The following is a 12,444-nucleotide window of genomic DNA, read 5'->3' on the forward strand; positions in this document are numbered from 1 at the left end:
ATCATGATATTGCCGTCTCACCTCTGAGGGCGCACCCGAAACCGCCCAAGTCCCCATGTGCCCGGCGGGACTGCGCGGGTTGCAGCCGACCGGCCGGCGAGGGGTCGGCCGCCTCGGCGGGGACGGTCGCAACACGTCGGCGGGGAAGGGCGCACCGCCTCGGCGAGAAGGGGTCGCAGAGTGACCCGCGGGTCTGCGATGCGGGACAGTTTGCCGAATGGCAAGACGGAGGGCGCACAATGGTGATGTGTTGAGAACAGACGAATCACCCCAGCAGCAGACACTCGCGCACGAGGTCGAAGCGGCCGCTGCGCGAATCGCCGACTCCGTGATCACGTCTCCGCTCCAGATTTCGGAGCGGCTCTCCGCCGCGACCGGGGCCACGGTCTACCTCAAGCGCGAAGACCTCCAGCCCGTGCGGTCGTACAAGATCCGCGGCGCCTTCAACTTCATGCTCCAGCTCGACGAGGACGAACGCGCCCGCGGCGTCGTCTGCGCCTCGGCGGGCAACCACGCGCAGGGCTTCGCGCTCGCGTGCAGGCAGCTCGAGATCCGGGGGACGATCTTCGTCCCCAAGACGACGCCGAAACAGAAGGTCGAGCGCATCCGCCACTTCGGCGGGGAATGGGCGACGATCGAGATCTCCGGGTCGACCTATGACGACGCCTCGGCGCTCGCGCACCGGTTCGCCGACCGCAATGACGCCCTCCTCGTCTCCGCGTTCGACGACCGCCGCACGATCGCCGGGCAGGGCACCGTGGCCGTCGACATCGCAGGTCAGCTCGAGACGCACCCCGACGCCATCATCGTGCCCGTCGGGGGAGGCGGCGTCATCGCCGGGATCGCCGCCTACGCGGCTGAGCACATGCCGAACACGAAGATCATCGGCGCCGAACCCGCCGGTGCCGCCTCGATGATCGCCGCACTCAAGGCCGGGCACCCCGTCACCTTGGACAACATCGACCGGTTCGCCGACGGCACCGCCGTGAGACGCGCCGGCAACATCACCTACGAGATCGTCTCCGACCTCGGCGTCGACGTCCGGCCCGTGGCCGAAGGGGCCGTGGCCTCCGAGATGCTCCAGATGTATCAGGTCGACGGCATCATCGCCGAACCCTCCGGGGCGCTGGCCTCGGCCGCAGTCGGGGCCGCGGGGTCAGGCAGGCCGATCGTCGTCGAACCCGGGGCGACGGTCGTGTGCCTCGTCTCGGGCGGGAACAACGACTTCTCCCGCTACCCGGAGATCCTCGAGCGCTCGCTCGTCCACGAAGGCCTCAAGCACTACTTCATCGTCGACTTCCCGCAGGAGCCGGGAGCGCTGCGCCGTTTCCTCAATGAGATCCTCGGACCCGACGACGACATCGCGCTCTTCGAGTACGTCAAGCGCTCCGACCGGGAGACGGGACCGGCGTTCGTCGGCATCCAGCTCGGCGCCGCCGAGGATCTGCCCGGCCTCCTCGAGCGGATGGAGTCCTCGCAGATCGAGATCGAGCGCGTCCACCAGAACTCCCCGCTGTTCCGGCTCTTCGCGTAGGCAGGATCCGACTCGCGGCCGAGGGGCGAGGCGACCGCATCGTCAGCGCCCGGCAGCCCAGGCCCGCGACGTCAGCGCTCGGCCGCCAGCACCGCCGCGAGCCCTGCCCGGAGGTCATGGACGAAGCGCTCCGGCATCTCGAGCGACGGGAAGTGACCGCCCCTGACCGGCTCGCGCCATCGCACGATCTGGCGGTACCGCTGTGCGGCCCCCGGGCGCGGGCACTTCGAGGAGACGTCGACCGGGTACATCGTCATCGCCGCGGGTACGTCGACGCGCAGCTGCGGATCGAGCGAATCGTGGCTCTCGGCGTAGATCCGCGCCGCCGAGGCACCCGTCCGCGTCAGCCAGTAGAGGGTGACATTGTCGAGGACCCGGTCGCGCGGGATCGTCTCGAACGGACTGTCGTCGGTGTCCGACCACTCGGCGAACTTGTCGAGGATCCACGCGAGCAGGCCGACCGGTGAGTCGACGAGCCCGTAGCCGACCGTCTGCGGGCTTGTCGCCTGCGCCTTCGCATACCCCGCACGGGCGAGCCAGAAGTCGCGGTGGTCCTCGACCCAGCTCCGCTCGGCGTCGGTGAGGCCTTCGATGCTGAGCCCGGGCGGCGCCTCGGCGAACGTCGAGTGGATCCCGATGACGTGCTCGGGGAACCGGCCGCCGAGGATCGTTGTGACCACTCCGCCCCAGACCCCGCCGTGGGCGAGGAAGCGATCGTAACCGAGGCGGGACATGAGCTCGACCCACGCCGAGGCGATCGCCTCCGTTCCCCACCCCGTCGCGGTCGGGCGATCGCTGAAGCCGAACCCCGGCAGCGAGGGCGCGACGACGTGGAAGGCCGGAGCGCCGCGGTCGCTGGGATCGGCGAGCGCGTCGATGATGTCGACGAACTCGGCGACGCTGCCCGGCCAGCCGTGGGTGATGACGAGCGGCACGGCGTCGGGACGGGGAGAACGATGATGGAGGAAGTGGATGTCGAGGCCGTCGATGTCCGTGCGGAACTGGCCGATCTTGTCGAGCCGCGACTCGAAGCTGCGCCAGTCGTAGCCGTCCTGCCAGTACGCGACCAGCTCCGTGAGATCGGCGAGGGGGACGCCCTGCGCCCACCGATCGGCGCCGGTGGCCGCCGGGTCGGTCGGTTCCCGTTCGGGCAGTCGGGCTGCCGTCAGTCGGGCCCGCAGGTCGTCTAGGTCGGCATCGAACGCCGGTGCCGAGAAGGGCTGCACTTCGGCCGTACTCGAAGCAGTGGTGCAGTGGAGAGACATGAGACCTCCCGAACGTCGCGGTCTGCCGCCGGATTCATCGATGAACCAGCTAAGACGGTTCTATCATGGTGGCGGCGTCGGCACAACCGTCGACAGTCATCTGCCGTCACCGCGCCGACGGCCTCTCCCCAGTTAGGGTGTTTGCATGAGTGAGGGACGACTGGACTTCCGGCTCGGCGCCATTCTGGCGACGAGCTTCACCGGCACACTCTCGGAACGCCAGGGCGATCGGATCGAGCGCATCCGCACTCCCGACCGCCTGCTCGCGTGGCTCTCGATCTCCGGTCTCGACGTCGAGACGTGCACGGACGACGAACTCGACCTCGCCCGCGAGCTGCGGGAGGCCATCCACCTCGCCGCCACCGCCACAGCACTCGGGGACCCGCTTCCCGCCTCGGCGCTCGCGACGATCAACGACCGGAGCCGGAGCGGACGGGCCGCTCCCGTGCTCCTGGAGAGTGGTGAGCGTCGGTGGGAGCTCGGCCCCCCTCCCACCGTCGCCGACGCCTTGAGCGTCATCGCCGCCGATGCGATCTCCATCCTCTCCGGGGAGCGGGGCGGCAGGCTCGCACTCTGCGCGTCCCCCACGTGTCGGGCCGCCTTCTTCGACACGAGCCGCAGCCGCAGCCGCCGCTGGTGCGATATGAACACGTGCGGCAATCGGGAGAAGAAGGCACGGTTCAAGGCTCGTCATCGTCCGCCGTCGGAGGCGGGTGCCGCCGGCGACCCGAGGTGAGGCGCCCACCCACGATTCGCTCATCGGATTCACTGCAGGTGCCCCTGTCGCTGTCCGCTCCACGGACTAGAGTGGTCCCATGCGCGCCATCACGATTCCCGTCCCGGGTGATCCCGAGTCCCTGAAGCTGACCGAAGTGCCCACTCCCGAGATCGCGCCCGACGAAGTCCTCGTCGCAGTCCACGCCGCCGGGGTGAATCGTGCCGACCTCCTCCAGCGCCAGGGCTTCTACAACCCGCCGCCCGGCGCCACCGACATCCCCGGGCTCGAGATCTCCGGGACGATCACCGCCCTCGGCGCCGAGGTGACCGGGTGGAACGTCGGCGACCGGGTGGCAGCCCTCCTCTCCGGCGGCGGTTACGCCGAGGAGGTCGCCGTCCCCGCGGCCCAGCTCCTGCCGGTGCCCGACACCTACGACCTCACCGCCGCGGCGGCCCTGCCCGAGGTGCTCGCCACCGTCTACTCGAACGTCGTCGGCCGCGGCCGCATCCGCATCGGCGAGTGGCTCCTCGTCCACGGCGGCGGATCCGGGATCGGCACCGCCGCGATCCAGGTCGCGAACCTCCTCGGCGTGAAGATCGTCGTCACCGTCGGTTCCGAGGAGAAGGCGGCGTTCTGCCGCGACCTCGGCGCCGACGCCGTCATCAACTACCGCACCGAGGACTTCGCCGAACGCGTCCACGAGATCTGCGTCCACCCCGACGGCACGACGGGGGCCGACGTCATCCTCGACATCATCGGAGCGAAGTACCTCGAGCGCAACATCCGCGCGCTGCGGACCGACGGCCGTCTCGTCATCATCGGCCTCCAGGGCGGGACGACCGCCGACCTCGACCTCAGCACCCTGCTCACGGGCCGGAAGACGATCACCGCGACGACCCTGCGCGCCCGCCCTGCCGAGCAGAAGGCCACGATCATCGCCGAGGTGGGCGACCAGCTCTGGCCGGCCGTGATCTCAGGGGACATCCGCCCGATCATCTTCGACACCGTCCCCCTCGCCGAGGCGGCCCGCGCCCACCGCATCCTCGAGGACGGCGCGAACATCGGCAAGGTCCTCCTCACGGTCGACGGCACCGCCGCCGGGGGCGCAGGGACCGCCGCAGCCACGGGCGGCCACGGGACCCAGCCACGAGGGGAAGAAGGAATGCGACCATGACCGAGCGTCCGACGTCCGCTGAGAACGACCGGCCCGCCGAGGCGGTGCCACCGACCGAATCCCCCGCCGAGGCGGTGCAGCCGTCCCCGTCCCCCGCCGACCCTGCCGGCCCCGACGACGGGCAGTCGACAACGGCCGCCCGACCGGATGCCGACGCACCGGCAACCGCGGCCGAGGCGGCCCAGCCGGCATCGGCCGACGCGGTCCAGCCGCCGTCGCCCCAGCCTCCTGCCCCGGACAGCGCCGAGGCGGCCGACCGTGCCGGAGCCGACGAGGACGATGAGGAACCCGACATCTCCTCGCCCGCGAAGGTCATGCGCATCGGCACGATGGTCAAGCAGCTCCTCGAAGAGGTCCGCGGCACCGAGCTCGACGAGAAGGGCCGCGAACGCCTCGCACAGATCCACCGTCAGGCGATCGACGACCTCGAGGACGGGATCTCCGCGGAGCTCGTCGCCGAGCTCGACCGCTTCGCCCGCCCCTTCGACTCGACCGACGGCCCGCCCTCGGCCTCCGAGCTGCGCGTCGCCCAGGCTCAGCTCGTCGGCTGGCTCGAAGGCCTCTTCCACGGCATCCAGACCGCGATCATGGCGCAGCAGGCCATGGCCCAGCAGGACGGCGGCGGACGCGGTCGGATTCCGGGGATCGTACCTCCCGGCGCGGGCGGTCCCGGCACGACTGCCGGACCCGAGTCCGAGGAGGACAGACGCAGAACCGGCAACTATCTGTGAAGAAGCTCCTCTCCTTCCGCTCCCGCGGACCCGACAAGCGCTTCGGCACCGGGCTGTGGCGGCACAACCACGACCGCTTCCTCCGCGCCGTCGACCGCTACTACGCCACTGCCGTCGCGATCCACGAGGCCGCCCCCTCTGCCACCGGCACGGACGAACCCGGGCCCGCCGGGATCGGCACGGTCGATGCCGACCAGGCGGCCGCCTCGGCGAGGGAGCTCATCATGACCGGCACCCATCGGCTCAACGACCTGGCCACCCGGATCGATGAGCTCACCGAGCGACTCCACGCCCGCTGGCCGATCGAGGACCAGGTCGTGCCCGGGCACGTCCGGGTGGAGGTCGGGGACACCCCTGAGGTCCTCACGCGGGCGTCGGCGAAGGTCGCCGAGGCGGTGCTCGCCGCCTCGATGGTCCGCGCGGAGACCGCCCAAGGACCCGCTCTGTCCTCGGCCGCCGCCGCGACCGACCGCTACATCTCCGACGCCGCCGACCTCCTCGACCGCGCCCAGCGGACCATCGCCGAGGCGGAGAGCCGATGAGCGGGCACCGCCGGCTGCCCGCCGACTTCGACCTCGGGCTCGTCGCCAGCGACATCGACGGGACGCTGCTGCTCGACTGGCAGCCGATCTCCGAGGCGACGATCGACGCGATCCACCGCTGCCAGCGCGAGGGCATCCCCTTCGTCCTCGTCACCGGCCGACCGATCCGCTGGCTTGCCCCGATCGCCGAACAGATCCCCGACCTCGGCCGGGTCGTGTGCCTCAACGGCGCCGTCGTCTACGACATCGCCTCCGAATCCGTCGTCGACGCCCACACCCTCGGCCACGCCGAGGTGGTCGAGATCGTCTCTGCGATCTCCGGCGAGCACCCCGAAGCGCACTTCGCCTTCGAGACCCTCACCGGGCTCTTCATCGACGACGGCTTCGCAACACGCTCTCCGCGGGACGCCACCGTCATCGGAGACATCGGTGAGATCGCCGACCGCGACGTCGTCAAGATCCTCGTCAGCCTCGGCACCGAGGACTCCGCCGCCCTCCACGATCTCCTCGGCCCGCTCGTCACCCGCTCATGCCACGCGACGTTCTCCGACCCCGTCAACGGCCTCGTCGAACTCGCACCCCGCGGAATCACCAAGGCGAAGACGCTCGAGTCGGTGTGCGACCACCTCGGCGTGGGGCAGGAGCAGGTGATGGCCTTCGGGGACATGCCCAACGACATCGAGATGCTCTCCTGGGCCGGGCACGGAGTGGCGATGGGCAACGCCCTCGACATCGTCAAGGAGTCCGCGGACGCCGTGACCGATGCGGTCGAGGACGACGGCGTCGCCCATTACCTCACGGCGATGCTCGACGCCCTCCCCGCCCGCTGACCTCTTCTCTCGGCAACCCTACGGGCGGGTCTGGGTCGACCCCTCGGTGTCGAGCACAGCCGGATCGAGATCGAAGTGGTCGACGAGGGCGACCGCGAGGCCGTCGTCCTCGACGGGGTCGGTGACGACGCTCGCGAGGACCTTGAGCTCGTCCTTCGCCTGCCCCATGACGATCGCGTGGGCGGCCCACTCGATCATCTCGATGTCATTGAGTCCGTCGCCAGCAGCGACGGTGAGCGCATGGTCGATGCCGAGCTCGTCCTCGACGAGGGCGAGGCCGCTGGCCTTCGACACTCCATCCGGGGCGATGTCGAGCCAGTTGCTCCATCCCACCGAGTAGCTCACCTCGTGGAGGCCGAGACGGTCGACCGCGGCGGCGAACTCCTCCGCAGTGCCGTTGACGTCGCGCATGACGATGCGGGTCGCCCGCTTCTCCAGCAGCTCGTCGAAGGGCACGATGTCGAGGGTGTCGGACTCGGCGAGCTCACCGGGCGGGAACGCCCCGGAGGCCCAGCGGTGGAGGTCAGGATCCTCGACGAGGAAGAGGGCACCCGGCAGGACCTCGCGCATCCGTTCGAGAGCCGCGCGGGGATCGAACGAGACGACGTTGTGCATCTCCCAGCCCAACGGCAGCGAGGGATCGAGCCTGACGACGACCGAGCCGTTCGAGCACACGACGTAGCCTTCGGTCAGGCCGAGGGCGTGGACGAGCTCGAGCGCACCCGGCAGGGCACGGCCGGTCGAGATGACGAGGTGGTGACCCGCCTCGGCGAGGTCGAGGAGCACCCGTCGCACCGTTTCCGACAGGGTGCCGTCGTAGTCGATGATCGTGCCGTCGACGTCGAGCGCGATGAGGTGTGCGGGCAATGGTTCTCCTTGACCGGCAGGGGCTGCGCTGCTCAGAATCGCGGACCCTCCGGTCCCTGAGCAGTCATTCCGCCGAGGTAGGGGCGCAGGGCTTCGGGGACCGTGACCGATCCGTCCGCCTGCTGATGGTTCTCGAGGATCGCCACGAGCCACCGGGTGTTCGCCATCGTGCCGTTGAGCGTGGCGACCGGACGCGTGGCACCGTCGTGGCGTTCGCGGATCTGCAGGCGCCGGGCCTGGAACGTCGTGCAGTTCGACGTCGAGGTGAGCTCGCGGTAGGTCTCCTGCGTCGGCACCCAGGCTTCGCAGTCGTACTTCCGTGCCGCGGAATCGCCGAGGTCGCCGGCGGCGACGTCGATGACCCGGTACGGCAGCTCGCACAGCTGGAGCATCTTCTCCTGCAGGGAGAGCATGCGCTCGTGCTCGGCCTCGGCGTCCTCGACCTCGACGTAGGAGAACATCTCGACCTTCTGGAACTGGTGGACGCGGATGATGCCGCGGGTGTCCTTGCCGTACGAGCCGGCCTCCCGGCGGTAGCACGAGGAGATGCCGGCGAAGCGCAGCGGACCGTCGGAGAGGTCGATGATCTCGTCCATGTAGTACCCGGCCAGCGGCACCTCGGAGGTGCCGACGAGGAAGAGGTCGTCGGCTTCGAGGCGGTAGACCTCATCGGCGTGCTCGCCGAGGAACCCGGTGCCGCGCATGACCTCGGGCTTGACGAGCGTCGGGGTGATCGTCGGGCTGAAGCCCGCCTCTTCGGCGACGTCGCGAGCGAGGTTGAGCAGCGCCATCTCGAGCTTCGCGCCGAAGCCGGTGAGGTAGTGGAACCGCGCGCCGGAGACCTTCGTGCCCCGGGCCGTGTCGATGGCCTTCAGCTCCTCGCCGAGGGCGAGGTGGTCGAGGGGTGCGAAGCCCTCCGCTGCGAAGTCCCGCGGCTGACCGACGGTCTTGAGCGTGACGAAGTTCTCCTCACCGCCGGAGGGGATGCCGTCGATGATGAGGTTGGGCAGCTTCGCCGCGAGGCTCTCGAAGGCGAACGAGGCCTCCTCCGACTCCGCCTGCAGGGCCTTGACCTTCGCCGACTTCTCCTTGCCCTCGGCGATGAGGGCAGGCTTCTCGTCCTTCGACGCCTTCGCGATCTGAGAGGAGAAGGCCTTCTGGTCGGCGCGAGCGTCCTCGAACGCCGTGATGGCCGCGCGCCTCGCGGAGTCCGCGGCGAGGACCTCGTCGACGAGCTCGACGGAGGCCCCGCGGGCCTTCTGCGACGCCTTGAACAGGTCCGGGTCTTCTCTGAGCAGCACTAGATCGATCACCGTCTCAGCTTAACGGGCGCGCAGTCATTTCGACATTTCGACCGTTCGGCCTCCACTCAGGTGCACCGGAGTAAATTTGTGCCATGACCCTTGACCTGGACCCCGCCATCCTGTGGCTGCTCATCCCAGGGTTCCTCGTCACCGTCGTCGCCGCCTATCTCCTCGGCGCCCGCAACGGCGGACGCCGGGTCCTGCGCCGCCTTCATCGCTTCTCGAACAACCATGCCCCTGCCGGCATGGAGGAAGTGCCGGCAGACCGCTACCGGGCAGCCCTCGTCATCAATCCGACGAAGGCCAATGCGAAGAACATCGCGGCGACGGCGAAGGCGATCTGCCGGTTCGAGGGGTGGGCTCCCCCGCTCATCTTCGAGACCACCCTCGAGGACGCCGGAGAAGGGGCCGCCAACGAGGCCCTCGAAGCCGGGGTCGACGTCGTCATCGCCGCCGGCGGGGACGGCACGATCCGCGCGGTCGCCTCGGCGCTCACCGGAACGGCGACACCCATGGGGATCATCCCGATGGGCACGGGGAATCTCCTCGCCCGCAACCTCGACCTCGTGCTCGACAAACCCGAATGGGCGATCCGGATCGCCCTGTGGGGCCGCAACCGCGACGTCGACGTCGGGGTGGCGCAGATCAGCAGGGGCGGGGACCGTCACGTGTTCATGGTCATGACCGGGCTCGGCTTCGACGCCGAGGTGATGGCCAAGACCACCGCGAACGCGAAGAGCAGGCTCGGCTGGCTTGCGTACCTCGAAGCCGGTTCGCGCACGCTGGTGGGGCGCCCGAGCCATGTCAAGATCACCTATGACGACGACTATCGGGTCTCGGCACGGGTGCGGTCCGTCATCGGCGGCAACTGCGGCAAGCTCCAGGGCGGGATCCAGCTGCTGCCCGAGGCGGTCATCGACGACGGCCTCCTCGACGTCCTCGTCGTCAGCCCGAAGAACCTCGGCCAATGGGTGGGTGTCGCCGCCTCGATCATCGGCCGCAAGACCCGCAACGGCCTGCACACCGACATCCGCAAGTGCCACAACGTCGTCATCGAATCCCGTGACGAACTCGAGGTCCAGCTCGACGGGGACCCCGCGGGCACGACGAAGTACCTCGCGATGGGGATCCTGCCGTCGGCGATCACCGTCAAGGTGCCGACGACCGATCAGCGCAAGGAGATCAGGGCCGAAGTCTGGCCCGTGTGAGGCGGGCCGACCGAGAAGTGAGGCGGGTCGGCGGGCGTTGCCGGCGGCGCGTCACCTGTGGGTCGACACTACCCGCCGGTAGGTCACGGGATGGTCGCGAACATGTGACGGCATTCACCAAAGTGTTACCGGAATGCCACTCGAACAAAAGTTACAAAAATAGTTCTGATAATTCCCTGTACCTAGGATGACTTCCAGATGTGCACCCCCTCACATATAGATAGAAGGCACTCCAATGAAGAAGATCATCCTCGCGCCGGCTGTCGCCCTCGCGTTCACCGGACTCGTCGCCGCACCGGTCGCCGCCGCCGAAACCCCTTCGACTCAGTCGGCTGAAGCCAAGGCCGCTGAGCAGGAGAAGGCGGAGAAGGAGAAGGCCGAGAAGGAAGCCGCCGCCAAGAAGGCCGCGGAGAAGAAGGAAGCCGAAGAGAAGGCCGAGGCCAAGAAGAAGGCCGACGCCAAGGCGGCTGCCAAGAAGAAGGCGGACGAGAAGGCTGCCGAGGAGAAGAAGGCCAAGGAGGCCGCGGAGGAGAAGGACGACGCGAAGAAGTCGGCTCCTGAACCGGCGAAGAAGGAGACCACTCCTCCGCCTGCGCCGACGCCGTCTTCCTCACCGTCGCCCTCGACCGAGCCCTCGGAGGAACCCACTGACGATCCCACCGAAGAGGCGCCCGAACAGCAGGCCGATCCTGTGCTCGTCGTCCCCCAGGGCGAGATCGCAGCCGAGGATCTTGCTGACCCCTCCAAGGGCGTCACCGTCACGGTCACAGGCCTCGAGACCGGTGATCTCCTCACCCCGCTCAACGGGCTCGCCGGTGACTCCGTCGAAGCCGCAGGCTCGACCGCGACGCTGAATCTCTTCTACGACGGCAACGCCGAAGACCTCGAGGACGGCCCGCTTCCATTCACGATCGACTACCAGGGCGCCGCCGGGATTGAGACGCTTTCGGGCACGGTCAACGTCAAGGCCGTCGATGACCAACCAGTCGAGCCGATCGAAGCAACCCTCACGGTCGACCCCAAGGAGATCACCGCCGAGGACCTCGCGAACGAGGAGAAGGGCGTCAAGGTCACCGTCTCCGGGGTCAAGGAAGGCGACAAGGTCACCGATTCCCTCACAGGCAAGGCTGTGACGGCAAAGTCTGACGGAGAACTCGTCATCCCCATCTACTACAAGGGCGAGCCGGAAGAACTCGATCCGGGCACAGTCCCGTTCACCGTGACGATCGACCGCGAAGGCACCGCGTCGAAGGAACTCAAGGGCGAGATCACCGTCGTCGAAGACGATGCCGTCGAGCCGATCGAGGCTACCCTCAAGGTCGACCCCACGGAGATCTCGCGAACAGGGACAAGGGCGTCAAGGTCACCGTCTCCGGCGTGAAGGCAGGGGACATCATCACCAACTCCCTGAGCGACGACACCTACACGGTCACCGAAGACGGTGATTACACCTTCACCCTCTACTACGAGGGCAACCCGGACAGCATCGAGCCTGGCAAGGTCCCGTTCACCGTGACGATCGACCGAGAGGGCACGGAGTCCAAGGACCTCAAGGGCGAATTCACCGTCATCGACGACAAGACCGAAGCCCCCGCCGAGGCGTCCCTGACGGTCACCCCGAAGTCGATCGAGGCCGCTGACTTCATCAACGAGAAGAAGGGCGTCAAGCTCTCGGTCAAGGACTGCAAGCCCGGCTCGGATGTCCGTTTCATGGTCACCGCCGATGGCAACTCGCGAGTGACCGCCTACGACCGAACGGTCAAAGCCGACAAGGACGGCAAAGCCTGGGTCCGGGTCTTCGGAACCTCATCGAACGCCTCGGCGTATGTCGGCTCCTACTCGGTCACGGCGACCTGCGGCGATGACTCGCTCAAGGGATCGTTCAAGGTCACGGCCGGGTCCAACGCCGGCGGAGGCGACGGCGGCGGTGACAACGGCAGCGGTGCCGGGGGCAACGACGGCGGCAGCGGAAGCGGAAACTACCTGCCCCGCACGGGTGTCGAACTCGACGGCCTCGCCGCAGGCGCACTCCTCCTGCTCGTCGGCGGTGCCGCGGTGACGATCACGATGCGCCGGAAGAAGGGCGACTTCTCTCCGTCGTACATCTGAAGCACTGATCCACCGGACGGGACAGGCAGAGCCTGAGGGAAGCCAGCCTGCACCGGAGCGGCGGACGCGACACAAGGGCCGGGAGTTCGATCGAACTCCCGGCCCTCTCGCATGCCCGGAAAACGTGATCAGTCCGTGACAGAAACGGCTTATCCGCCCGGA

At 68.6% G+C, this 12,444-nt stretch carries 12 protein-coding genes; 9 read left to right on the forward strand and 3 right to left on the reverse strand.

Annotated elements, in window-relative coordinates:
• Positions 1-247 precede the first annotated feature (247 nt).
• Positions 248-1,534 (forward strand): threonine ammonia-lyase IlvA, encoded by a 1,287-nt coding sequence (gene ilvA, locus AC0VYB_RS15860; protein WP_223289898.1) that lies wholly within the window; start codon positions 248-250, stop codon positions 1,532-1,534.
• A gap of 71 nt (positions 1,535-1,605) precedes the next feature.
• Here the strand turns inward: ilvA and AC0VYB_RS15865 are convergent, their stop codons facing one another.
• The gene (locus AC0VYB_RS15865; RefSeq protein ID WP_475384837.1) at positions 1,606-2,799 is read right to left on the reverse strand and encodes an epoxide hydrolase family protein; all 1,194 of its coding nucleotides are present in this window, start codon (positions 2,797-2,799) and stop codon (positions 1,606-1,608) included.
• Between the two features lie 145 nt (positions 2,800-2,944).
• Here AC0VYB_RS15865 and AC0VYB_RS15870 point away from each other — a divergent pair, with 145 nt between their 5' ends.
• From AC0VYB_RS15870 to AC0VYB_RS15890, 5 genes are all read left to right on the forward strand, one after another.
• Complete coding sequence (locus AC0VYB_RS15870; protein WP_095376382.1) at positions 2,945-3,535, forward strand: CGNR zinc finger domain-containing protein; 591 nt, start codon at positions 2,945-2,947, stop codon at positions 3,533-3,535.
• 79 nt (positions 3,536-3,614) lie between these two features.
• Positions 3,615-4,691 carry an NAD(P)H-quinone oxidoreductase gene (locus AC0VYB_RS15875; protein WP_063250613.1) on the forward strand — a complete coding sequence of 359 codons (1,077 nt, stop codon included), beginning with the start codon at positions 3,615-3,617 and terminating at the stop codon, positions 4,689-4,691.
• Positions 4,688-5,422 carry a proteasome activator gene (locus AC0VYB_RS15880; RefSeq protein WP_009381112.1) on the forward strand — a complete coding sequence of 245 codons (735 nt, stop codon included), beginning with the start codon at positions 4,688-4,690 and terminating at the stop codon, positions 5,420-5,422. The genes AC0VYB_RS15875 and AC0VYB_RS15880 overlap by 4 nt, the downstream gene beginning before the upstream one ends.
• Entirely contained in the window at positions 5,419-5,964 is a 546-nt protein-coding gene (locus tag AC0VYB_RS15885; RefSeq protein ID WP_009381114.1) for a hypothetical protein, read from the forward strand. The genes AC0VYB_RS15880 and AC0VYB_RS15885 overlap by 4 nt, the downstream gene beginning before the upstream one ends.
• A complete protein-coding gene (locus tag AC0VYB_RS15890; RefSeq protein WP_009381115.1) occupies positions 5,961-6,794 on the forward strand; it encodes a Cof-type HAD-IIB family hydrolase in 834 nt (277 codons plus the stop codon). Before AC0VYB_RS15885 ends, AC0VYB_RS15890 begins: the two co-directional genes overlap by 4 nt.
• Positions 6,795-6,812: 18 nt before the next feature.
• On the opposite strand, the gene AC0VYB_RS15895 is transcribed toward AC0VYB_RS15890, so the two are convergent.
• Positions 6,813-7,661 (reverse strand): HAD family hydrolase, encoded by an 849-nt coding sequence (locus tag AC0VYB_RS15895; RefSeq protein WP_095376383.1) that lies wholly within the window; start codon positions 7,659-7,661, stop codon positions 6,813-6,815.
• A 32-nt stretch (positions 7,662-7,693) separates the two neighbouring features.
• A complete protein-coding gene (gene serS, locus AC0VYB_RS15900) occupies positions 7,694-8,974 on the reverse strand; it encodes a serine--tRNA ligase (RefSeq protein WP_040342538.1) in 1,281 nt (426 codons plus the stop codon).
• Positions 8,975-9,057: 83 nt separating this feature from the next.
• Between serS and AC0VYB_RS15905 the strand changes: the two genes are divergently transcribed.
• From AC0VYB_RS15905 to AC0VYB_RS15915, 3 genes are all read left to right on the forward strand, one after another.
• Entirely contained in the window at positions 9,058-10,173 is a 1,116-nt protein-coding gene (locus tag AC0VYB_RS15905) for a diacylglycerol/lipid kinase family protein (protein ID WP_101623459.1), read from the forward strand.
• A 235-nt stretch (positions 10,174-10,408) separates the two neighbouring features.
• Positions 10,409-11,554, forward strand: coding sequence for a hypothetical protein (locus tag AC0VYB_RS15910; RefSeq protein WP_063250595.1), 1,146 nt, complete (start codon positions 10,409-10,411; stop codon positions 11,552-11,554).
• Positions 11,551-12,282, forward strand: coding sequence for a hypothetical protein (locus AC0VYB_RS15915; RefSeq protein ID WP_063250596.1), 732 nt, complete (start codon positions 11,551-11,553; stop codon positions 12,280-12,282). Before AC0VYB_RS15910 ends, AC0VYB_RS15915 begins: the two co-directional genes overlap by 4 nt.
• Positions 12,283-12,444: the final 162 nt, after the last annotated feature.

Source organism: Brevibacterium sp. Z349TD_9 (genome assembly GCF_056173565.1).

Coding starts and splice junctions, on each gene's coding strand:
- AC0VYB_RS15875 (WP_063250613.1), top strand. CDS start 3,615: ATGCGCGCCATCACGATTCCCGTCCCGGGTGATCCCGAGTCCCTGAAG.
- AC0VYB_RS15890 (WP_009381115.1), top strand. CDS start 5,961: ATGAGCGGGCACCGCCGGCTGCCCGCCGACTTCGACCTCGGGCTCGTC.
- AC0VYB_RS15865 (WP_475384837.1), bottom strand. CDS start 2,799: ATGTCTCTCCACTGCACCACTGCTTCGAGTACGGCCGAAGTGCAGCCC.
- AC0VYB_RS15870 (WP_095376382.1), top strand. CDS start 2,945: ATGAGTGAGGGACGACTGGACTTCCGGCTCGGCGCCATTCTGGCGACG.
- AC0VYB_RS15880 (WP_009381112.1), top strand. CDS start 4,688: ATGACCGAGCGTCCGACGTCCGCTGAGAACGACCGGCCCGCCGAGGCG.
- AC0VYB_RS15905 (WP_101623459.1), top strand. CDS start 9,058: ATGACCCTTGACCTGGACCCCGCCATCCTGTGGCTGCTCATCCCAGGG.
- AC0VYB_RS15910 (WP_063250595.1), top strand. CDS start 10,409: ATGAAGAAGATCATCCTCGCGCCGGCTGTCGCCCTCGCGTTCACCGGA.